Annotated in this window: 20 protein-coding genes; 8 read left to right on the top strand and 12 right to left on the bottom strand. The window is 73.7% G+C overall.

Annotation, left to right across the window (positions count from 1 at the left end; all coding sequences use genetic code 11):
- The first annotated feature begins 75 nt into the window (after positions 1-75).
- Genes QYS60_RS12255 through QYS60_RS12245 form a run of 3 tightly spaced genes read left to right on the top strand, consistent with a single transcriptional unit; the run spans position 76 to position 3756 of the window.
- Positions 76-843: a TSUP family transporter gene (locus tag QYS60_RS12255; protein WP_054375322.1), complete on the top strand. Its 768-nt coding sequence runs from the start codon at positions 76-78 to the stop codon at positions 841-843.
- A gap of 37 nt (positions 844-880) precedes the next feature.
- Entirely contained in the window at positions 881-2392 is a 1512-nt protein-coding gene (locus QYS60_RS12250; protein WP_371383283.1) for a TldD/PmbA family protein, read from the top strand.
- Entirely contained in the window at positions 2389-3756 is a 1368-nt protein-coding gene (locus QYS60_RS12245) for a metallopeptidase TldD-related protein (protein ID WP_371383282.1), read from the top strand. The genes QYS60_RS12250 and QYS60_RS12245 overlap by 4 nt, the downstream gene beginning before the upstream one ends.
- A gap of 33 nt (positions 3757-3789) precedes the next feature.
- Here QYS60_RS12245 and QYS60_RS12240 read toward each other — a convergent pair whose 3' ends face one another.
- Positions 3790-4206 carry a PPOX class F420-dependent oxidoreductase gene (locus tag QYS60_RS12240; RefSeq protein WP_289382147.1) on the bottom strand — a complete coding sequence of 139 codons (417 nt, stop codon included), beginning with the start codon at positions 4204-4206 and terminating at the stop codon, positions 3790-3792.
- Between the two features lie 58 nt (positions 4207-4264).
- On the opposite strand from QYS60_RS12240, the gene QYS60_RS12235 reads away from it, so the two are divergent.
- Both QYS60_RS12235 and QYS60_RS12230 read left to right on the top strand, forming a co-directional pair.
- A complete protein-coding gene (locus tag QYS60_RS12235; protein ID WP_371383281.1) occupies positions 4265-5089 on the top strand; it encodes a precorrin-3B synthase in 825 nt (274 codons plus the stop codon).
- 71 nt (positions 5090-5160) lie between these two features.
- Positions 5161-6627, top strand: coding sequence for an NAD(P)/FAD-dependent oxidoreductase (locus QYS60_RS12230; protein ID WP_371383280.1), 1467 nt, complete (start codon positions 5161-5163; stop codon positions 6625-6627).
- A 9-nt stretch (positions 6628-6636) separates the two neighbouring features.
- Here the strand turns inward: QYS60_RS12230 and QYS60_RS12225 are convergent, their stop codons facing one another.
- Positions 6637-7383, bottom strand: a complete 747-nt coding sequence (locus QYS60_RS12225; protein ID WP_371383279.1) for an SDR family NAD(P)-dependent oxidoreductase — start codon at positions 7381-7383, stop codon at positions 6637-6639.
- 62 nt (positions 7384-7445) lie between these two features.
- Between QYS60_RS12225 and QYS60_RS12220 the strand changes: the two genes are divergently transcribed.
- Positions 7446-7844: a TIGR03618 family F420-dependent PPOX class oxidoreductase gene (locus QYS60_RS12220; RefSeq protein WP_371383278.1), complete on the top strand. Its 399-nt coding sequence runs from the start codon at positions 7446-7448 to the stop codon at positions 7842-7844.
- Between the two features lie 6 nt (positions 7845-7850).
- Here QYS60_RS12220 and QYS60_RS12215 read toward each other — a convergent pair whose 3' ends face one another.
- Positions 7851-8981 (bottom strand): M24 family metallopeptidase, encoded by a 1131-nt coding sequence (locus QYS60_RS12215; protein ID WP_371383277.1) that lies wholly within the window; start codon positions 8979-8981, stop codon positions 7851-7853.
- 27 nt (positions 8982-9008) lie between these two features.
- Between QYS60_RS12215 and QYS60_RS12210 the strand changes: the two genes are divergently transcribed.
- Positions 9009-9992 carry a 5'-3' exonuclease H3TH domain-containing protein gene (locus QYS60_RS12210; RefSeq protein WP_371383276.1) on the top strand — a complete coding sequence of 328 codons (984 nt, stop codon included), beginning with the start codon at positions 9009-9011 and terminating at the stop codon, positions 9990-9992.
- A gap of 19 nt (positions 9993-10011) precedes the next feature.
- Here the strand turns inward: QYS60_RS12210 and QYS60_RS12205 are convergent, their stop codons facing one another.
- The 7 genes from QYS60_RS12205 to pafA form a co-directional block, all read right to left on the bottom strand.
- On the bottom strand, positions 10012-10866 hold the full coding sequence (locus QYS60_RS12205; RefSeq protein ID WP_371383275.1) for a DUF4333 domain-containing protein: 855 nt from the start codon (positions 10864-10866) through the stop codon (positions 10012-10014).
- A 107-nt stretch (positions 10867-10973) separates the two neighbouring features.
- On the bottom strand, positions 10974-13703 hold the full coding sequence (locus QYS60_RS12200; protein ID WP_371383274.1) for a DEAD/DEAH box helicase: 2730 nt from the start codon (positions 13701-13703) through the stop codon (positions 10974-10976).
- Between the two features lie 9 nt (positions 13704-13712).
- The gene (gene tatC / locus QYS60_RS12195; RefSeq protein ID WP_289382173.1) at positions 13713-14660 is read right to left on the bottom strand and encodes a twin-arginine translocase subunit TatC; all 948 of its coding nucleotides are present in this window, start codon (positions 14658-14660) and stop codon (positions 13713-13715) included.
- An 86-nt stretch (positions 14661-14746) separates the two neighbouring features.
- Entirely contained in the window at positions 14747-15007 is a 261-nt protein-coding gene (tatA, locus tag QYS60_RS12190) for a Sec-independent protein translocase subunit TatA (RefSeq protein ID WP_040782805.1), read from the bottom strand.
- Between the two features lie 95 nt (positions 15008-15102).
- Positions 15103-16077 carry a helix-turn-helix transcriptional regulator gene (locus QYS60_RS12185; RefSeq protein ID WP_371383273.1) on the bottom strand — a complete coding sequence of 325 codons (975 nt, stop codon included), beginning with the start codon at positions 16075-16077 and terminating at the stop codon, positions 15103-15105.
- Positions 16074-17114: a helix-turn-helix transcriptional regulator gene (locus tag QYS60_RS12180; protein ID WP_371383272.1), complete on the bottom strand. Its 1041-nt coding sequence runs from the start codon at positions 17112-17114 to the stop codon at positions 16074-16076. Before QYS60_RS12180 ends, QYS60_RS12185 begins: the two co-directional genes overlap by 4 nt.
- A gap of 80 nt (positions 17115-17194) precedes the next feature.
- Positions 17195-18553 (bottom strand): Pup--protein ligase, encoded by a 1359-nt coding sequence (gene pafA, locus QYS60_RS12175; protein ID WP_003937216.1) that lies wholly within the window; start codon positions 18551-18553, stop codon positions 17195-17197.
- 64 nt (positions 18554-18617) lie between these two features.
- On the opposite strand from pafA, the gene QYS60_RS12170 reads away from it, so the two are divergent.
- Positions 18618-20186 carry a phosphatase PAP2 family protein gene (locus tag QYS60_RS12170; RefSeq protein WP_371383308.1) on the top strand — a complete coding sequence of 523 codons (1569 nt, stop codon included), beginning with the start codon at positions 18618-18620 and terminating at the stop codon, positions 20184-20186.
- Here QYS60_RS12170 and prcA read toward each other — a convergent pair.
- A complete protein-coding gene (gene prcA, locus QYS60_RS12165; RefSeq protein ID WP_371383271.1) occupies positions 20174-21019 on the bottom strand; it encodes a proteasome subunit alpha in 846 nt (281 codons plus the stop codon). The genes QYS60_RS12170 and prcA overlap by 13 nt on opposite strands.
- A complete protein-coding gene (gene prcB / locus QYS60_RS12160; protein WP_052033997.1) occupies positions 21016-21834 on the bottom strand; it encodes a proteasome subunit beta in 819 nt (272 codons plus the stop codon). The genes prcA and prcB overlap by 4 nt, the downstream gene beginning before the upstream one ends.
- Between the last annotated feature and the right edge of the window lie 15 nt (positions 21835-21849).

Raw genomic sequence — 21849 nt, 5'->3', positions numbered from 1 at the left:
AACGGTGCGGCGGTCATACCCGCTCAACGAACGGCGCCGCGGTTTTGCTCCCGGCCACTGTGATCGAATGGCCGCGTGGGCGCGGGCGACTGGGCGGTTCTGATGGCGGCGGCGACCGCCGCCGGGTGGGTCGACGCCGTCGTCGGTGGGGGCGGGTTGATCCTGTTGCCGGCGCTGTTCGTCGTCGCCCCGCAGCTGACACCGGCGGCCGCGCTGGCGACGAACAAGCTCACCGCCATCTGCGGCACCGGCGCGGCGGTGGTGACCTTCGCGCGGCGGATCCGGCTGCAGTGGCCGGTCCTGGCTCCGGCGGCGGTCCTGGCCGCGGTCGCGGCCGCGGCGGGCGCGGCGACGGTCTCGCGGATCGACAAGGACCTGTTCGTTCCGATGGTGATGGTGGTGCTGGTGGCGGTCGCGGTGTTCGTGACGCTGCGGCCGCAGGTCGGCACGACCCTGGTGCACGAACCCCCGACGGCGCGGCGCACGGTCCTGGTGGTGCTGACCGCGGCCGCGGTGATCGGCTTCTACGACGGCCTGCTCGGCCCGGGCACCGGCACGTTCCTGATCATCACGTTCGCGACGCTGCTCGGCACCGAGTTCGTGCGGTCGGCGGCGATGGCGAAGGTGATCAACCTCGGGTCCAATTTCGGGGCGCTGGTGTATTTCGCGGCGGCCGGGTACGTGTGGTGGTCGCTGGGGTTGGCGCTGGCGGTGTGCAACATCGCGGGCGCGGTCGCCGGGTCGCGGACGGCGCTGCGCCGCGGCGCGGGATTCGTGCGGGCGGTGCTGCTGGTCGTGGTGCTGGTGATGGTGGTGCGTCTGGGCTGGCAGCAGTTCGGGTGAGCCGGCGCGCCGGGTGCGACCCAGTACGGTGGTGCCCGTGAGCACCGTCGACGCCGACTTCCTCGCCCTGCCGTTGCGGACACTCGCGGACGCGGCGCTGTCCGCCGCCCGCGCCGCCGGTGCCTCCCACGCGGATCTGCGGGTGCACCGCGTGCACAGCCAGTCGCTGAGCCTGCGGGACGGCGCCGTGCAGGCCGCCGTCGACAGCGTCGACACCGGGCTGGCCGTGCGGGTGGTGGTCGACGGCACCTGGGGCTTCGCCTCGCACGCCGAGCTGAGCCCGGCCGTCGCGGCGGCCACGGCGCGGCAGGCGATCGAGGTGGCCCGGACGTTGCGGGCGCTGAACCGGGACCGGGTCGAACTCGCCGACGAGCCGGTCTACCCGGACGCGGTGTGGGTCTCGTCGTACGAGATCGACCCGTTCACGGTGCCCACCGCGCAGAAGGTGGCGCGGCTGGCGGAGTTCTCCCGGCACCTGCTCGACGCCGACGAGGTCGATCATGTGACGGCGAACTGTGTCCAGGTCAAGGAGCAGACGTTCTACGCAGACCTGGCCGGCTCGACGATCACCCAGCAGCGGGTCCGGATCGCCCCGCAGCTCGAGGCGACCGCCGTGGACCGGCGCACCGGCGAGTTCGAGACGATGCGCACCCTCGCCCCACCGGTGGGGCGGGGCTGGGAGTATGCGGCCGGCGACGCGCACTGGGACTGGAGTGCGGAGCTGGCGCAGATCCCCGGGTGGCTGGCGGAGAAGGCGACGGCCCCCAGCGTGCAGGCGGGGCCGACGGACCTGGTGATCGACCCCACCAACCTGTGGTTGACGGTTCACGAATCAATCGGGCACGCAACGGAATACGATCGGGCCATCGGGTACGAGGCGGCCTACGCGGGCACCTCGTTCGCCACCCCCGACGGGCTCGGCACGCTGCGCTACGGCACCGACGTGATGCAGGTGACGGCGGACCGCACCGTCGCGCACGGGCTCGCCAGCGTCGGCTGGGACGACGACGGGGTCGCCGCCCAGTCCTGGGACCTGGTGCGGGACGGCATCCTGGTCGGCTACCAGCTCGACCGGGTGTTCGCGCCGCGGCTGGGCCTGCCGCGTTCGAACGGCTGCTCGTACGCCGACTCGGCGCATCACGTGCCGATCCAGCGGATGGCGAACGTGTCGCTGCAACCGGACCCGGCGGCCGACACCACCACCGCCGAGCTCATCGCCCGCGTCGACGACGGGCTCTACGTCGTCGGCGACAAGTCCTGGTCGATCGACATGCAACGCTACAACTTCCAGTTCACCGGCCAGCGGTTCTACCGGATCCGGGGGGGCACGCTCGCCGGGCAGGTGCGCGATGTGGCCTACCAGGCCACCACGACCGACTTCTGGGGCTCGCTCGAGGCGGTGGGCGGGCCGTCGACGTGGCAACTCGGCGGCGCCGTGAACTGCGGCAAGGCCCAGCCCGGGCAGGTCGCCCCGGTCAGCCACGGCTGCCCGTCGGCGCTGCTGCGGTCGGTGAACGTCCTCAACACCCGCGCGGAGGGCCGGCGATGATCGAGGCGCAGGAACAGCTCGAGCGGGCGCTGCGCTGCTCGACCGCCGACGAGACGATCGTGCTGGTCACCGACACCGGCGAGGCGTCGCTGCGGTGGGCCGGCAACTCGATGACCACCAACGGGATCTCGCGTTCCCGCAGCTGGACGGTGATCGCGGTCCTGCGCGGCGACACCACCCGGGTCGGGGTGGTGACATCGAGCAGCGTCGACCCGGCCGACATCGCCCCGACCGTGCAGGCGGCGGTGGCGGCGGCCGCGGCGGCGGCCCCGGCCGAGGACGCGGTGCCGCTCGTCGGGGGGGACGGCGAGCCCGGCGACTGGGCCGACGCCGCGGCCGGGACCGACATCACGGTGTTCGGGCGGCTCGTCGACGATCTCGCCGCCGGCTTCGACGGCGCCGATCAGCTCTACGGCTTCGCCCACCACCGGATCTCGACGACCTGGCTCGGCACCTCGAGCGGGGTGCGGCGCCGGTTCACCGAGCCGGAGGGATCGGTGGAGATCAACGGCAAACGGGGCGGGCTGACCGGGCCGAGCGCGTGGGCCGGGGCCGGCACCCGCGACTTCACCGACGTCGACACCCCGTCCCTGCTGGCGGAGCTGTCGCGGCGGCTGGACTGGGCGCGCCGCACCGTCGAGCTGCCGGCCGGGCGCTACGAGACGCTGCTGCCGCCGTCGGCGGTGGCGGACCTGATGATCTACCTGATGTGGTCGATGGAGGGCCGCGGCGCCGAGGAAGGGCACACCGCGCTGTCGCGGCCCGGCGGCACCCGCGTCGGCGAACGGCTCACCGCGCTGCCGTTGACGCTGTTCTCCGATCCCGCCGCCCCCGACCTGGAGTACGCGCCGTTCGTCACGGCCACCGCCTCGTCGAACTCGGTGTCGGTGTTCGACAACGGCATGGACCTCGGGCGGGTCGACTGGGTGCGGGCGGGCACGGTGCACGCGCTGGCGTACCCGCGGGCCGCCGCCGCCGAGTTCGGGGCGCCGGCCGCCGCGCCCGGGCAGAACCTGCTCCTGACCGGCGGCGGCCCCGCCGGCGTGGACGAGATGGTGGCCCGTACCGAGCGGGGACTGCTGCTGACGACCCTGTGGTACATCCGCGAGGTCGATCCGGCGACGTTGCTGCTGACCGGACTGACCCGCGACGGCGTGTATCTGGTCGAGGACGGTGCGGTGACGGCGGAGGTGAACAACTTCCGGTTCAACGAGAGCCCGCTGGATCTGCTGCGGCGCACCACCGAGGCCGGTGGCACGCAGCGCACCCTGCCGCGGGAATGGAAGGACTGGTTCACCCGCACCGCGATGCCGCCGCTGCGGATCCCCGACTTCCACATGTCGTCGGTCAGCCGCGCCCGCTGACCCCGCGGCGACCCGGGCCCCGCCGGTCTCCGCTCACCGGCCGGGACCGGGCTCCGGGGCGGGGTCGCCCGCCTCGACGACACAGGCGAGCCCGACGGTGCCGGCGCGCCCGCGGCGCAGCACACTGCCCTTGACCGTGAGCCACCCCAGGATCCCGTACTTGCGGGCGATCACCGCCCGCGCCCGCTCGGTGCCGGCCGCGTCGAGCACCGTGGCGGTGCCGGGCACCGCGTCGCTGCGCGGTGTGCCGCGCGCGTCGCACACCGCGACGGTGATCCGCGGATCACGGCGCAACCGCCTGACCTTGTAGGAGTCGGTGACGGTCCACACCAGCAGCCGGTCGGCGTCGGCGGCCGCCCACACCGCGGTCGGCACCGGGGTGCCGTCCCTGCGGAAGGTGGTCAGCAGCACGTACTTCGCGGCGGCGAGGTCGCCGAAGGTCGGGGTCATGGGCCACACCCTACGGACGGGCGGGCCGCGCCGACCGCCGCCGTCTAGCCTGGAGGCCATGCCGCACGCTCATGAACCCGCCGACCTGGTCGAGGTGTCCCTGCCCGGCGGCCGGCTCGCGGCGGCGCAGCTGCAGCTCCTCGCCGACCTCGCCCACGAACACGCCGGGGGCACCCTGGTCCTCACCACCGACGGTCTCGGGCTGCGCGGGAACCGCGCCGAGCTCACCGCGCAGCTGACCGGCCACGGCTTCGACCTGCCCGGACAGCACCGACGCCGCCTGCTCGCCTCGCCGCTGTCCGGCCGCCGCGGCGGGCACGTCGACGTGCGGGAGATCCTCGCCGAGGTGCATCGTCGCCTCCCCGCGCCCGCGCCGGACCGCGACCTCGTCGTCGGGATCGACGACGGCAGCGGCGACATCGCGGCCCTGGGCCCCGAGGTGGGGGCGGCGGCGCTGCCCGACCGGCGGTGGGCGCTGCTGCTCGACGGCACCGACACCGGGGTGCGCCTGTCTCCCGGCGACGTCGTCGAGACGCTGGTCGCGGCGGCGCAGCGGCCCCACCGGGCCGGGGTCGCCGCCACCCTCGCCGCCCTGGGCCTGGAGCCGTCGGCGCCGCCGGCGCCGCGCCCGCCGGCTCCGGCCCGGCCCGTGGGCTGGTTCGACCAGCCCGACGGTGCGGTCACCCTCGGCGGTGGTCTGCCCGGGGCGGTGCTGCCGGCGCGGATGGCGGAGTTCCTCGCGGCCGTGGATCGTCCCCTGGTGGTGACGCCGTGGTCGGTGGTGCTGCTGTGCGACCTCGACGAGTGGGCCGCCGAACAGGTGGTGCGGGTCCTCGCCCCGATGGGACTGATCTTCGACGCCGACTCCCCCGAGCTGAACTGAGCCGAGCGGGACGCTGCGGCCGCGGTCGTGTTCCGGGCGCGCCCGACCCGCACGCGGCCTACCGTGGGCTCATGAGCATCGGTGCCGGGTCCGAGTCCGAGGTGTTCGATGTCGTCGTCCTCGGCGGCGGACCCGCCGGGGAGAACGCCGCCGCCTATGCGATCGCCGGCAGCGACCGCACCGCCGTGCTGGTCGAACACGAACTCGTCGGCGGCGAATGCTCCTACTGGGCGTGCATGCCGAGCAAGGCGCTGCTGCGCCCGGGCCAGGTGCTCGCTGCGGCCCGGCACATGCCCGGCGTCGCCGCCAAGGTCGCCGCCCACGGCGTCGACGTCACCGACGTCCTCGCCCGCCGGGACGCGTTCACCGACAACCGGGACGACACCGCCCAGGTCGAGTGGGCGCGCGGCGCCGGGATCGCGGTCGTGCGCGGGCACGGCCGCCTCACCGCCCGGTGCGAGGTCACCGTGGACGGTCCGCAGCCGCGCCGGCTGCGGGCTCGGCACGCGGTGGTGGTGGCCACCGGCAGCACCGCGACCGTGCCCGACGTGCCGGGACTGCGCGCGGCCCGGCCGTGGACCTCGCGGGACGCGACGAACCTGCACCAGGTGCCGCGGCGCGCCGCGATCGTCGGGGGCGGCATCGTCGCCTGCGAGATCGCGACCTGGCTGCGCGAGCTCGGCACCGAGGATCTGACGATGCTGGTGCGCGGGCACCGGCTGCTCGCCCGCACCGAGCCGTTCGCCGGCGCCGCCGTCGCCGAGACGCTGCGCGAGCACGGCGTCCGGCTGCGGTTCGGCACGACGACGGCGGAGGTGTCCCGCCCGGACGTCGCGGACACCGGCATCGGACGCATCCACGGCGGCCCGGTGCGGCTGCGCCTCGACGACGGCGGCAGCCTCGAGGTCGACGAGCTGATCGTCGCGGCCGGGCGCCGGCCCGCGACCACCGGACTCGGGCTCGACACGGTCGGGTGGGACGGGGACGGCCCGCTGCGCACCGACGACCACATGACCGTCGCCGGGGTGGACGGGCACTGGCTCTACGCCGTCGGCGACGTCACCGGCCGGACCGCGCTGACGCACATGGGCAAGTACCAGGGGCGGGTCTGCGGCGACGTGATCGCCGCCCGCGCCGAGGGACGCGCCCTCGACGCGCCCCGGTTCCGGGCGCGCGCCGACCACGGCCAGGTGCCGCAGGTGGTGTTCACCGCCCCGGAGGTCGCGGCCGTGGGCCGCACCGCGGCCGACGCCCGCGCCGACGGCCTCGACATCGAGGTGCTCGAGGTCGACATCGCCGTGGCCGGCTCCGCGCTGGCGCGGGACGATTTCACCGGACGCGCCGCCCTCGTGGTCGACCGCGCCACCGACACCGTGGTGGGGGCGACGTTCGCGGGTACCGACGTGGCCGAGCTGCTGCACGCCGCGACGGTCGCGGTGGTCGGCGCGGTGCCACTCGAGACGCTGTGGCATGCGGTACCGGCGTATCCGACGGTCGGCGAGGTGTGGTTGCGGCTGCTCGAGTCCCGCCGCCGCTGACCGCGCCGGTCAGCGCGGCAGTCGCCGCCAGATCGGCCGCGGCAGCAGCCGCATCCCGAAGAACACCGGCCGCAGCACCGCCGGCACCCACACCTCGCCGCGGCCGCGGCGCAGCGCCGTCACCGTCGCGTCGGCGACCCGGTCCGGGGTGCTCGACAGCGGCGCGGGGCTCATGCCCTCGGTCATGCGGCCGACGACGAACCCGGGTCGCACCAGCAGCAGCGACACGCCGCTGCCGTGCAGCGCATCCGCCAGGCCGGAGGCGAAGCCGTCGAGACCGGCCTTCGCGGAGCCGTACACATAGTTCGCGCGGCGCACCCGCACCCCCGCCACCGACGAGAACACCACGATCCGACCCGACCCCTGGGCACGCAGATGCGCCGCCAGCGCCGTGAGCAGGGCCACGTGGGCGACGTAGTCGGTGTGCACGATCGCCACGGCATGTGCCGGGTCGTGTTCGGCGCGGTGCTGGTCGCCGAGGATGCCGAACGCGAGGACCGCCACGTCGATCGGCCCGTACAGCATCGCGAGGTCGGCGAGGGTCTGCTCGTGGGTGTCGAGCCGGTCGGCGTCGAACTCGACGGTGTGCACGGCGACGGCACCGGCGTCGAGCACGGCGCGGCGCTGCGCCTCGAGATCGCCGGCGCGGCGTGCGGCCAGGACCACGGTGCGGCCGCGGGCCAGCCGGACGGCCACCGCCGTCCCGATCTCGCTGCGGCCCCCGAAGACGACGATCGAACCCTGCCCGTTGCTCACCGCACCAGTGTGCCGGGTGGCGCCGCGGGGTGCGCGGGCCGGGTTCGGCTACCGTCGCAGGCATGGCCCGCACCCCCGCCGCGCTCGGCGACGCCGCGTTGCAGTTCCTCACCGAATACCATCTCGGCACGCTCACGACGCTGCGCAAGGACGGCAGCCCGCACGTGGTGGCCGTCGGCTTCACGTGGGACCCGGAGGCCGGGGTGGTGCGGGTGATCACCAATGCGACCTCGCAGAAGGCGCTCAACGCCGACCGCCGCGGGTACGGCGCGGTCAGCCAGGTCGAGCGGGGCCGCTGGCTCACCCTCGAAGGTCCCGCCCGGGTGCGGACGGAACCGGAGGCCGTCGCCGAGGGGGTGCGCCGCTACACCGCGCGGTACCGGACGCCGCGGCCCAACCCGACCCGGGTGGTGGTGGAGATCACCGTCGAACGGGTGATGGGCTCGGTGCTCGACAAGTAGGGCCGCTCACCCCGGCAGCACCGTCAGTCCGTGCGGACGGTGGTTGAGCGGCTCGCAGCCGTCCTCGGTGACCACCACGATGTCCTCGATGCGCGCACCCCACTCGCCGCGGAAGTAGATGCCCGGTTCGATGCTGAACGCCATCCCGGGCCGCAGCACATCGGTGTTGCCGTCGACGATGTACGGCTCCTCGTGGACGGACAGCCCGATGCCGTGCCCGGTGCGGTGCACGAAGACCCCGGCGAGGCCGTGCGCGGCGAGGACGTCGCGGGCGGCGGCGTCGATCGAGGCGGCGGTGACCCCGGGCCGGACCGCGTCGACCGCCGCCCGCTGCGCCGCCTCGAGCAGCGCCACCTTCGCCGCGACGTCGTCGGGGGGCGCGCCAAGGCTGTAGGTGCGGGTGGAGTCGGAGTAGTAGCCGGGCTCGACCGGGCCGCCGATGTCGACGACCACGACGTCGCCGGGTTCGAGGACCCGGTCGGAGACCTCGTGGTGGGGGTCGGCGCCGTGCGGGCCGGACCCGACGATGACGAAGGCGGCCTCGGTGTGGCCCTCGGCGACGATCGCGGCGGTGATGTCGGCCGCGACCTGCGCCTCGGTGCGGCCGGGCCGCAGCCACCGTCCCATCTGCGCGTGCACCCGGTCGATGGCGGCGCCGGCGCGGCGCAGCGCCGCGACCTCCTCGTCGTCCTTGACCATGCGCAGCTGCCGCACGACCTCGGTCGCCAGCACGGGCGGCACCGCGAACCGGGTCGCGAGCGGCACCAGGTGCAGCGCCGGCATGGCGTCGACGACCGCGGTGCGCGGACGCTCCGGCAGCAGCGCCGCGACCTGCCCGTACGGGTCCTGCCCGTCGACCCAGTCGTGGACCGGCAGATTCAGGTCCGCGGCGGCGGAGTCGATGAGGGAGGCCAGCTCGAGGCGTGGGACGACGACGGAGGCGGGGCCGCCGACGGTGGGGATCACCAGGCAGGTGAGCCGCTCGAACGATTCCGCTCGGGAGCCGAGCAGGTAGCGCAGGTCCGGGCCGGGGGTGACGAGCAGCGCGTCGAGACCGGCGTCGTGACCGAGGGCGGCGGCCCGGGCGAGGCGGTCGGCGTACACGGAGGCGGGGAAGCGGCGCTCGGGGGAACTCATGCCGACAGCGTAGTGGCGTTTGGCAGGATGACCGGTGTGACTGCGACGCCGGCCTCCGCCGCCCCCGTGCCCCCCACCGGCCCGTTGATGCTGCTCGACGGGGCGAGCCTGTGGTTCCGCGCGTTCCACGCGCTGCCCGAGTCGCTCACCGCCCCGGACGGCCGCCCGGTGAATGCGGTGCGGGGGTTCACCGACATGGTGGCGTCGCTGATCACCAAGCATCGGCCCGCGCGGCTGGTGGTGTGCCTGGACCTGGACTGGCGGCCGGCGTTCCGGGTGGCGGCGGTGCCGAGTTACAAGGCGCACCGGGTGGCCGCCGGGTCGGACGGCACCGCCGAGGAGGTGCCGGTGGCGCTGCCGCCGCAGGTGCCGATGATCATCGACGTGCTGGCCGCGGTCGGGCTCGCCACCGCCGGGGCGGCCGGGTTCGAGGCCGACGACGTGATCGGCACTCTCGCCGCCGGCGAGGCCCGGGATCCGGTGCTGGTGGTCAGCGGGGACCGGGATCTGCTGCAGGTGGTGCGCGACGGCGCGGCGCCGGTGCGGGTGGTGTACGTGGGGCGGGGCCTGGCCAAGGCCGAGGTGTTCGGTCCGGCGGAAGTCGCCGCCCGGTACGGGCTTCCGCCCGCGCGGGCCGGCGCGGCCTACGCCGAACTGGCGGCGCTGCGCGGGGACCCGTCGGACGGGTTGCCGGGGGTCAAGGGGGTCGGGGAGAAGACCGCGTCGACGCTGCTGCAGGAGTACGGGTCGCTGGCGGCGCTGCGCGCGGCGGCCGCGGATCCGGCGTCGGGACTGGCGAAGGGGGTGCGCGCCAAGCTGGTCGACGCCGGCGAGTATCTGGACGCGGCGGTGCCGGTGGTGCGGGTGGCCACCGACGCTCCGGTCCGGGTGTCGCGGCCGGACCCGATCCCGGTGACCCCGGTCGATCCGGAAGGGCTCGAACGGCTGGCGCAGGACTTGGGGATCGGGCGGTCCGTCGCCCGGTTGACCGCGGCGGTGGCCGGGGTGTGAGGGCGACGGACCGGCGTGCTCAGTTGGGTCGGCTGACCTCGTAGGTGCCCTCGTCGTCGGTGAAGGTCAGGGTCACGGTCCGGAACTGCCCGTCCACCGTGAGGGTGCACTCGAAGCTGTTGCCCGCCTTGACTTCTTCGCCGTCCGGGCACCGCACGTCGGAGACGTCGGTGGCGCCGTACGACTCGGTGAGGACCTTCTCGACGCCGGCCTGCGCGGCCTCGGGGTCGAGGGTGTCGGTGCCGCCGAGGAGCAGGACGGCGCCGATGATCGCCCCGATCAGCACCAGCGCAGCGACGGCCAGGCCGACGATCAGGCCGGTCTTCGACTTCGTCTGCGGTGCACCGGCATTCCATTGGTTCGCGCCGGTCGCTCCCCACTGCTGGCCGGGCGGCTGACCGGGAGCCTGCTGTCCCCACTGCCCCTGCTGCGGCTGGCCCTGTTGCGGTTGCCCCCACTGCTGGCCGGGCTGCTGGCCCCATTGCCCCTGCTGCGGCTGACCGGGCTGCTGGCCCCACTGGCCCTGCTGCGGCTGCCCCTGTTGCGGCTGCCCCTGTTGCGGCTGCCCCTGTTGCGGTTGCCCCCACTGCTGGCCGGGTTGCTGCCCCCACTGCCCCTGCTGCGGCTGGCCGGGCTGCTGGCCCCACTGGCCCTGCTGCGGCTGGCCGGGCTGCTGGCCCCACTGCTGGCCGGGCTGCGGGGTCTGGCCCGGGCCCTGCTGGGCCCACGACTGGCCGGGAGCCTGCCCCTGCTGCGGCGTGCCGAACGCCTGGGTCGGGGCCGGCCCCTGCTCGGCTCCGGAGGACGGCGGGGGCGACGGCGCCCACTGCTTGGTCGAATCGTCGGAATCCTGCGGGTCGTGCGGACCGCTCATTGTCGCCTCCACCTGCCTTCGCTGTGTCCAATTACCGTAGTCGTAGCACCCCATCCACCACGAGGAAGCCGTGTGGCAGCGCGCGTATCAAACCACACGCGATGTCCTCACGCCGCATCGACCGCGACGACACCGCGCCGGATCGCGCCGATCGCGCGGGCGGCCGTCTTGGCGATCTGCGGGTCGACGGCGCCGGTGCGGATCTGATCGAGCAGATCGATGACCTGCCGGCACCAGCGCACGAAATCGCCCGCCGACAGGTCACGTCCCGCGGTGCCGGCCGCGAGCAGAGCCTCGGTCAACGACTGGGTGCTCACCCACGTGTAGATGGCGTCGACGAATCCGGGATCCGGTTCCCGGGTCGGGGGCAGCTTGAAGCGGACCTCGTCGGCGCGCAGCTGTCCGCACAGACGGACGGTGTCGGCGAGCGCGCGACGCAGCGGCCCGGTCGGCCCGTACTCGGTGGCGCCCTCCTCGGCGCGGGCTTCGTACACCACGGCCGAGACGACCGCGGCGAGCTCGGCGGGCGAGAGCCCGGCCCACACCTGGTGGCGCAGGCATTCGGCGACCAGCAGGTCGCTTTCGCTGTAGATGCGGGCGAGCCGCTCCCCCGCCTCGGTGGTCGACGGATCGTCGCCGGCGGTGAGGTAGCCCCGCTCGGTCAGCAACGCGACGATCCGCTCGAAGGTGCGCGCGAGGGAATTGGTGGTGGCCGCGGACTGGCGGCGCATCTGGGCCACCTCCCGGCCCAGCCGGTTGTAGCGCTCCCCGACCCGGGCGAGACGGTCGAGGTCGGGATGCTGGTGGGCCGGGTGCCGGCGCAGCCGCCGCCGCAGCGTGTCGATCTCGCGGCTGTCGCCGTTCTTGGCGCGCTTGGGTCGGCGCGGCGAGGCGATCCCGGTGCTGCGCAACGCCGACGCGAGGTCCCGGCGGGCCCGGGCGGTGCGGGCGTCGGCGTGCCGGGGCAGCCGGAGCTTGCCCAGCGCGGTCGCCGGGGCCGGGAAGTCGGCGGCCGACACCCGCCCGGACCAGGCGTCCGCGGTGACCACGAGCGGCCGGGGGTCGGTGACGTCGGTGTCGGTCTCGAGGACGACGGCCAGGCCGGTGCGCCGGCCGCCGGGGATGGCGACGATGTCGCCGCGGCGCAGCGCGAGCAGCGACGCGACCGCCGCCTGCCGGCGGTCCTGCCGCGCCTGGCGTTCGCGGGCACGTTCGAGCTGGGTCAGTTCCTCGCGCAGCTGCAGGTAGTCGAGGATCTCACCGTCCTCGCCGCCGAGCTGGTCGCGCAGCTTGGCGAGGGCCTTCTCGTTGCGTTCGATGCCACGGGTCAGGCCGACGACCGACTTGTCCGCCTGGAACTGCGCGAAGGACCGTTCCAGCAGTGCCCGGGAGTGTTCGGCGCCGACCGCGTCGATCAGGTTGACCGCCATGTTGTACGACGGGCGGAACGAGCTGCGCAGCGGGAACGTGCGGGTGGAGGCGAGCCCGGCGACGTCGGTGGGTTCGAGACCCGGCTGCCACAGCACCACCGCGTGGCCCTCGATGTCGATGCCGCGCCGCCCGGCCCGCCCGGTGAGCTGGGTGTACTCGCCCGGGGTGAGCTCGGCGTGGGTTTCGCCGTTGTATTTGACCAGCTTCTCGAGGACCACGGTGCGGGCCGGCATGTTGATGCCCAGGGCGAGGGTTTCGGTGGCGAACACCGCCCGCACCAGGCCGCGGACGAACAGGTCCTCGACGGTGTGCCGGAACGCCGGGAGCATGCCGGCATGGTGGGCGGCGATGCCGCGTTCGAGGGCGGCGCGCCACTCCCGGAAGCCGAGCACCTCGAGGTCGGCGCGCGGCAGGTCGCCGGTGTGCTCGTCGACGACCGCCCGGATCTGCGCGATCTCGTCCTCGGAGGTCAGGTGCAGTCCGGCGCGCAGGCACTGACCGACGGCGGCGTCGCAGCCGGCGCGGCTGAAGACGAACGTGATCGCCGGCAACAACCCCTCCCGGTCGAGGCGGGCGACGACCTCCGGGCGCGGCGGCGGCCGGAACCCGATGCGTCCGCGGGGCCCGCCCCACCGGCCGGCCGAGTCGAGGGCGGCGCGGCGGCGCACCTGCTCGACGAGTTCCCGGTTGACCACGACACCGCGGCGGCCGGTGCCGTCCGCCGCGTCCGGGTGTGCGGCGGATTCGAACAGGTCGAAGATGCGGGGGCCGACCATGACGTGCTGGTGCAGCGGAATGGGCCGCACCTCGTCGACGACGACGGTGGTGTCCCCGCGCACGGTCTCCATCCAGTCGCCGAACTCCTCGGCGTTGGAGACGGTCGCGGACAGGCTGACCAGGCGCACGTCCTCGGGCAGGTGCAGGATGACCTCCTCCCACACCGCGCCGCGGAACCGGTCGGCGAGGAAGTGCACCTCGTCCATCACCACGTGGGTCAGCCCGATCAGCGTGGTCGAGGACGCGTAGAGCATGTTGCGCAGCACCTCGGTGGTCATCACCACCACCGGGGCGTCCGGGTTGACGGACTGATCCCCGGTGAGCAGCCCGACCGCGGCCTTGCCGTAGCGGGCGACGAGATCGGCGTACTTCTGGTTGCTCAGCGCCTTGATGGGGGTGGTGTAGAAGCACTTGCTGCCGGCGCACAGCGCCAGATGCACGGCGAACTCCCCGACCACGGTCTTGCCGGCGCCGGTGGGCGCGCACACGAGCACACCGTGCCCGCCCTCGAGGGCGCGGCAGGCCTGCACCTGGAACGGGTCGAGCGGGAAGGGCAGCTCGGCGGCGAACTCGGCGAGCCGGGGCGGCAGCGTGGTCGCGGTGGATCCGGTGTCGGGTGAGTCGGTCACAGGCGGCGACTAGAGGGTGTCGGAGTAGTCGGCGGACGCGGGCCCGGGCGGCGGCGTGGAGGTGGGCGCGGGCACCGGAGCCGGCGGTGTGATCGGCGAGCTCTCGTCGTCGTCGAGGTCACCCCAGCCCTGTTCCCGGTCGCGGCGGGCACGGCGCTTGTCGTGGAGGCGGGCGATCTGGATGGCCAGTTCGAGCAGCAGGGTCAGGGCGGCGGCCAGCGCCAGCATCGAGAACGGATCCTGGCCGGGGGTGGCGACGGCCGCGAAGACGAACATCGCCATGATCAGCCCGCGCCGCCACGCCTTGAGCTTGGCGTAGCTGAGCACCCCGACGGCGTTGAGGGCGACGATGACGAGGGGGATCTCGAAGGACACCCCGAAGATCACGAGCAGGTTGATGATGAACCCGAAGTACTCCGAGCCCGACAGCGCGGTGACCTGCACGTCGTTGCCGACGGTGAGCAGGAACGACAATGCGTGCGAGACCACCAGGTACGCCAGGACGGCGCCCGCGACGAACAGCGCCGCGCCGGAGACGACGAACCCGATCGCGTAGCGGCGTTCCTTCGCATACAGACCGGGGGTGATGAACGCCCACAGCTCGTACAGCCAGATCGGGCAGGCGAGCACGATGCCCGCGGTCAGCGCCACCTTCAGCCGCAGCATGAACTGTTCGAACGGCCCCGTGGCGAGCAGACGGCAGCTGTCGTCGGGGCTGATGTCGGCGCGCGCGGACGCCGGCAGATCACAGTAGGGGCCGCGCAGGATCTCGCCGAGGCTCGGCAGCCCGAACAGGCTGGTGCTGTACCAGACGAACCCGACGATCGTGGTGAGGACCACCGCGGCGAGGGCGATGAGCAGGCGGGTGCGCAGTTCGTAGAGGTGCTCGACCAGCGACATGGTGCCGTCGGGATTGGTCTTGCGTCGGCTTCGACGCGGATCGAACGGGATGCGCACGGTGCGGTTCTCAGCTCCTGTCACGGCCGCCGGGATCAGCGGAGGACCGGGACATCCGCGTGGATGTCCCGGTCAGGGTAATGCGGTCAGGCCGAACGCGATTCGGGATGCGACGGCTGCGGCTGCGGCTCCACGGGGGCCTGGGGCGCCTGGGCCGGCGGCAACGGGCTCGGAGCCTGCTGCTGCGCGGGGCGCGCGTCGTCGTTCTGCATCTCCTTGACCTCGCTCTTGAAGATGCGCAGCGACCGGCCGAGACCGCGGGCCGCATCGGGCAGCTTCTTCGAACCGAACAGGATGATCACGACGATCGCGACGATGGCCCAGTGCCAGGGGCTCATTGCACCCATTATCAACCTCCACTGATCTGCTGGCGTCGATGCTACCGGACCATCCCGGCCGCGGCGCGCCGCACAGGGGCGTTCACAGGGAGTTCGCAGCGGCTTCACACCCCGTTCCCGGGCAGCGCGTCGTACGCCGTCAGCGCCGCCTGCGCCCGGTCCCGCACCGCCGCGACCAGCTCCGGCGGGCCCAGCACCCGCACCCCCGCGCCGAGGCCGACGGTCAGCCGCGCCATCCAGTCCAGCGACGCGTAGTGCATCACCGCGTCGACGACGCCGTCCTCGTGGGCCTGCACATCGGTGAGCGGATAGTAGTCGAGCAGCCACCCGTAGCCGGGGTCGATGCGCAACCGCGCCGCCGGCAACGCCGGGTCCCCCGCGAACAGGTCGAGGTGGTCGTCCCCGTCCAGCGCCCGCTCGGGCGGATTCGCCGGTTCGTCGAGTTCGGTGGCGGCGTCGATGCGGTCGAACCGGAACAGCCGCACCCCGTCGGCGGCCCGGCACCAGGCCTGCAGGTACGTCTGCTCCCCGACCAGCACGAGGCGGATCGGATCGACGTCACGTTCGGACACCGCGTCGCGGGAGGCCGAATAGTAGGTCAGGTGCAGCGCCCGGCCGTGCTGCACGGCCGAACGCACCGTCGCCGCCACCGGGTCCTCGGCGACCGGGGGTGTGGGAGCCGGTGGGCGGGCGGTGGCCGCGGCCGTGCCGGCCGCCGCCTCGATCTTGGCGATCGCCCCGAGCGCCGCGGTGGGGTCGACCACACCGGGCATCTCCACCAGCGACCGCAACGCCACCAGCAGCGCCGTGGCCTCGGTGGACGTCAGCCGCAGCGGCCGGTCGATCCCAGCGGTAAAGGTCACCACGATGCTGTCCTCGGAGAACGACAGATCGATCAGGTCGCCGGGACCGTAGCCGGGCAGCCCGCACACCCACAGCTGATTCAGGTCGTCCATGATCTGCTTCGGGGTGACCCCGAGATCCCGCGCGGCCTCGGCGGCGCTGATCCCGGGGTGGGCCAGGAAGTAGGGCACCAGGTTCAGCAGCCGGGTCAGCCGACCGGACAGACGTGTGCTCATCGGTTCTCCCCCCGCTCGGCGGCCACGCCGCCGCTCGCACCGGCACCGGCGCCGGCCGTCGTGGTGGCCAGCACCCGGGCCAGGATGCGGCGCACCTCCTCGCGCAACTCCGGCGGGTCGAGGACCAGCGCGTCGGCGCCCTGCCCGGCGATCACCCGCCCGATCCACTCCCACGACCGCACCGGCACGTCCAGGACGGTGCCGGGCCGCTCGCCCACCACGCGACGGTCGTGCGCGGTGCCGAGCCGGCGCAGTTCGAAGGCGCGCCCGTCCGCGACCCACACCCGGGCATGACCGGTCACGTCGCCGGCGGCGGTGGCGGCGCGGGCGTGCGCCCGCAGGTCCACCCCGTCGGGGATCCGCACGGCCCCGGCCGGACCGAACTCCGTGATGTCGTCGTCGATCCGGGAGAGCCGGAAGGTGCGCGGCGCCCCCCGGTCCCGGTCGAACCCCACCAGATACCAGCGACCGTGCACCGTGACCACCCCCCACGGCTCGACGGTGCGTTCGGTCCACGGGTCGGTCGGGGAACTGCGGTGCCGGAACCGCACCGCGCGGCGCGCGTCGACGGCGGCGAGCAACCGCCCCAGCACCGGCTCGGACCCGCGACTGCGGGTGGGCATCGCGGTGATCGCGCCCGCCGGATCGGCATCGACCTGCACCCCGGCGGCGCGCAGCTTGAGCAGAGCGCCCTGCGCCGCGGAGGTGAGCTCCGGCGACTCCCACAGCGCCGCCGCCACCGCGACCGCCGCCGCCTCGGCGCTGGTCAGTTCGATCTCGGGTAGCTCGTAGGCGTCGCGGTTGATGCGGTAGCCCTCGACGGTGGAGAACCGGGACGGCATGCCGGTCTCGAGGGGGATCCCCAGATCGCGCAGCTCGTTCTTGTCGCGTTCGAACATGCGGCTGAACGCCTCGTCGCTGCCCGAGTCGTCGTATCCGGCGACGGAGGCGCGGATCTTCTCGGCGGTGAGGAACTGGCGGGTGGACAACAGGCAGATGACCAGGTTCACCAGCCGCTCGACTTTGGAATTCGCCACGCGGTGCAGCCTAATCCCCCGCCCGCCGGCCGACCCGGTTACCGGACGCCGCCTGTACGGCCGGCGACCCCGGGACACTCCTACATCGAGGCGATGAGCCGTTCGACGCGTTCGTCGACCGAGCGGAACGGGTCCTTGCACAACACCGTGCGCTGCGCCTGATCGTTGAGCTTGAGGTGCACCCAGTCCACGGTGAAGTCGCGGCCGGCGTCCTGTGCGGCGGCGATGAAGTCGCCGCGCAGCTTCGCCCGGGTGGTCTGCGGCGGGGTGTGCACGGCCGCGTCGACGGACTCGTCGTCGGTCAGCCGCGTGGCCAGGCCCTTGCGCTGAAGCAGGTCGAACACCCCGCGCCCGCGCTTGATGTCGTGGTACGCCAGGTCCAGCTGGGCGATCTTCGGATCGGACAGCTCCAGGTCGTAGCGGTCCTGGTACCGCTGGAACAGCTTGCGCTTGATCACCCAGTCGACCTCGGTTTCGACCTTGGCGAAGTCCTGCGACTCGACCGCGTCGAGCACCCGGCCCCACAGATCCACCACCTGCTCGACGTGCGGATCGGGTTCACGGGTGCGCAGGTACTCCACCGCCCGGCCGTGGTACTCACGCTGGATGTCGAGGGCGCTGGCCTGCCGGCCACCGGCCAGACGCACCGGCCTGCGCCCGGTCAGATCGTGGCTGACCTCCCGGATGGCCCGGATCGGGTTGTCGAGCGCGAAATCGCGGAACGCCACCCCGGCCTCGATCATCTCGAGCACCAGCGACGCGGAGCCGACCTTGAGCATCGTGGTGGTCTCGGACATGTTCGAGTCACCGACGATCACGTGCAACCGCCGGTACTTCTCGGCGTCGGCGTGCGGCTCGTCGCGGGTGTTGATGATCGGCCGGGACCGGGTGGTCGCCGACGACACGCCCTCCCAGATGTGCTCGGCGCGCTGCGACAGGCAGAACGTGGCGGCCTTGGGGGTCTGCAGCACCTTCCCGGCACCGCAGATCAACTGCCGCGTCACCAGGAACGGCAGCAGCACGTCCGAGATGCGGGAGAACTCCCCGGCCCGCACCACGAGGTAGTTCTCGTGGCAGCCGTAGGAGTTGCCGGCCGAGTCGGTGTTGTTCTTGAACAGGTAGATGTCGCCGCCGATGCCCTCCTCGGCGAGGCGCTGCTCGGCGTCGATCAGCAGTTCCTCGAGCACCCGCTCGCCGGCGTGGTCGTGCTCGACGAGCTGGAGAAGGTCGTCGCACTCGGCCGTGGCGTACTCCGGATGCGACCCGACGTCCAGGTACAGGCGCGCCCCGTTGCGGAGGAACACGTTCGAGCTGCGCCCCCAGGACACCACCCGACGGAACAGATACCGGGCGACCTCGTCCGGGCTCAGCCGCCGGTGCCCGTGGAAGGTGCACGTGACCCCGAACTCCGTCTCGATGCCCATGATTCGTCGCTGCACACTTCGACAGTACCGCGCGGAATCACCGAGCATGAGCCGCAACGGGATTACCGTCGAACCCGTGATGTTCACCCACGCCCCGCTGACACGTCTGGACCGGTCCCTGTTCGCCGGCAGCGCCGCCCTGCGGCCCTCCCCCGCCGACCCCGTGCTGCGGGGCCTGAGCCGCGCCGCCGACCACGGTCGGCTGTGGCTGGGCTGCGCCGCGGCGTGCGCCGCGATCGGCGGACGGCCCCGGCGCGGCGCCGTCCGCGGCCTGCTGGCCCTGGGCGGGGCCAGCGCCCTGGCCAACGGCGTGCTCAAGCCGCTACTGCCGCGCCGCCGTCCCCCCGCCCGGCAGGACGGGCCGCTGCGCCGCTCGCTGCCGACGCCGCGCTCGTCGTCGTTCCCGTCCGGGCATTCGGCGTCGGCGGCGGCCTTCGCCACCGGGATGGCCCTCGAATCCCCCCTGACGGGGGCCGTGCTCGCGCCGGTGGCCGCGGCGGTCGCCTACTCCCGGGTGCACACCGGGGTGCACTGGCCGGCCGACGTGGTCACCGGCGTCGCCCTCGGCACGGCGGTGGCCCTGGCCACCCGCCGCTGGTGGGCGGTCCGCACCGAGGAGCCCGCCCGGCTGGGTCCATCCGCCCCGGCCCCCGCCCTCCCCGAGGGCCGGGACCTGCTGGTGCTGGTCAATCCCGGCGCGGGCCGGGACGACGACGCGGACGTGATCGCCGCGGCGCTGCCCCGGGCACGGGTGATCGTCTTCGACCCGGACCAGGAGTTCACCGTCCAACTCGACCGGCACGTCGCCGAGCACGCCCCCGCGGCGCTCGGCGTACACGGCGGGGACGGCACCGTGCGGGCCGCGGCCGGCGCGGCCGCGTCGCACGGCCTGCCGCTGGCGGTGTTCCCCGGCGGCACCTTGAACCACTTCGCGCGCGATGCCGGTCTGCTCGACCTCGAGCAGACCGTGCGCGCGATCGAGCACGGACAGGCCCAGCGGGTGGACCTCGGCCGGGTACAGGTCGACAGGTCCGGCCCGGACGGTGCCGACAGGTCCGGCCCGGACGGTGCCGACAGGTCCGGCCCGGACGGTGCCGACAGGTCCGGCCCGGACGGTGCCGACGGGTTCGGCCCGGACGGTGGCCCGGTGTTCGTCAACACCGCCAGCGTGGGCGGCTATCCGGACTCGGTGCGGCTGCGCGAACGCTGGGAACCACGGATCGGCAAATGGCCGGCCGCCGCGGCGGCGCTGGCCGCGGTCCTCGCGACCGCGAGCCCGCTGCGGGTGTCCCTGGACGGGGTGCCCACCGCGGTGTGGTTGCTGTTCGTCGGCAACGGACGGTACGCGCCGGACGATCGGGTGCCGATGTCACGGCCCCGCCTCGACACCGGGACCCTGGACGTGCGGTATCTGCGGGCCGACCTGCACTGGTCGCGGACGCGGCTGCTCGCGGCGGCGGTCACCGGCAGCCTCGCCGGGTCCCCGATCCACGTGCGGCGCGATGCACCGGCGCTGTCGGTGCGGGTGCGCGACGGGCGGGTCGCCCTGGCCACCGACGGTGAGGTCCTCGCCGAGGGCACGCGGTTCGAATTCCGCAGCGCCCCCGGCGCGCTGACCGTCTACCGGCCCGTCGATCAGGAACCCTGAGCGGGCTCCGCTCCGTCCGCTCCGGCGGTGTCGCTGCCCGGCCCGGTGTCGCTGCCCGGCCCGGTGTCGCTGCCCGGCCCGGTGTCGCTGCCCGGCCCGGTGTCGCTGCCCGGCCCGGTGTCGGCGCCGGGCAGCAACTGGTCGAGCGCGACGCCGGTGATGCGGCGGAACGCGCGGCGCGGACGGGCCTTCTCGAGCACCGCCACCTCGAGTTCGGCGCGGCCGAGCACCCGGGTGCCGTTCTCGGGCCCGGCGGCGGGCACCTGCTGCAACGCCTGCACCGCGACCTGCACCGCCTCGGCGAGTGACAGCCCCGGCCGGTACGACTCGCGCAACGCGGTGGCGATGGGTTCGGTGTGCCCGCCCATCACCACGAACTGCGGTTCGTCGACGATCGAGCCGTCGTAGGTGATGCGATACAGCTGCGCGATGTCGGCGGACTCGGCGCGGCCGACCTCGGCGACGCAGATCTCCACCTCGTACGGCTTGGGCTGCTCGGTGAAGATGGTGCCCAGGGTCTGGGCGTACGCGTTGGCCAGCGACCGCACGGTCACATCGCGCCGGTCGTAGGAGTAGCCGCGCATGTCGGCGTGCACGATCCCGGCGCGCCGCAGGTTCTCGAACTCGTTGTACTTGCCGACCGCGGCGAACCCGATGCGGTCGTACAGTTCGCTGACCTTGTGCAGGGCCTTCGACGGGTTCTCGGCGACGAACACCACCCCGTCGGCGTAGATCAGCACGACCACGCTGCGGCCCCGCGCGATGCCCTTGCGCGCCAGTTCCGAGCGATCGCGCATGATCTGCTCGGCGGACGCATAGTACGGCAGCGTCACAGCGCACCTCCCTGCCCGGACTCGGTGACGGTGCGGTCCGCGACGACGGTGCGGGCCAGCTCCGACAACGTCTGCTCCGGCACCTCGACGGCGCCGTCGGCGGTGATGACCACCGCCGTGGGATAGATGCCGCGGGCGGTGTCCGGGCCGCCGGTGGCGGTGTCGTCGTCGGCGGCGTCGTAGAGCGCCTCGACGACGGTGCGCAGCGCCGCCGCCTCGTCCGCGTCGGCGCGGTAGAGCTTCTTGAGCGACGACTTGGCGAACAACGAACCCGAGCCGACCGCGTGGTAGCCGGCCCGCTCCTCGTAGCGGCCCCCCACCACGTCGTAGGACACGATCCGACCGGCGTGCTGCGGGTCCGGCGCCTCGAGGTCGTAGCCGACCAGCAGCGGCACCACCGCCAGCCCCTGCATCGCGGCCCCGAGATTGCCGCGCACCATCGACGACAACCGGTTGGCCTTGCCGTCGAAGGTCAGCGGGACACCTTCGATCTTCTCGTAGTGCTCGAGTTCCACCGCGAACAGGCGCACGAGCTCGACCGCCAGGCCGGCGGTGCCGGCGATCCCGGCCGCGGAGTAGCTGTCGGTGACGAACACCTTCTGCACGTCCCGGCTGGCGACCATGTTGCCCATGGTGGCGCGCCGGTCACCGGCGATCAGCACCCCGCCGGCGAACGTCACCGCGACGATCGTGGTGCCGTGCGGGGCGATGTCCGCATCGGCGCCGCGCAGCCCGGGACGATTCTCCGGCAGCAGTTCCGGCGCGTGCAGGCGCAGGTGGTCGGAGAACGAGGACAGCGGCGAACCGAACGGCATGTGCGGCGCGTGGAC

The organism is Rhodococcus sp. GXMU-t2271, from assembly GCF_041414735.1.
Taxonomy (GTDB): domain Bacteria; phylum Actinomycetota; class Actinomycetes; order Mycobacteriales; family Mycobacteriaceae; genus Rhodococcus; species Rhodococcus indonesiensis.
The sequence above is the reverse complement of the archived record's forward strand: the minus strand, read 5'-3'. Positions and strand labels throughout refer to the sequence as shown.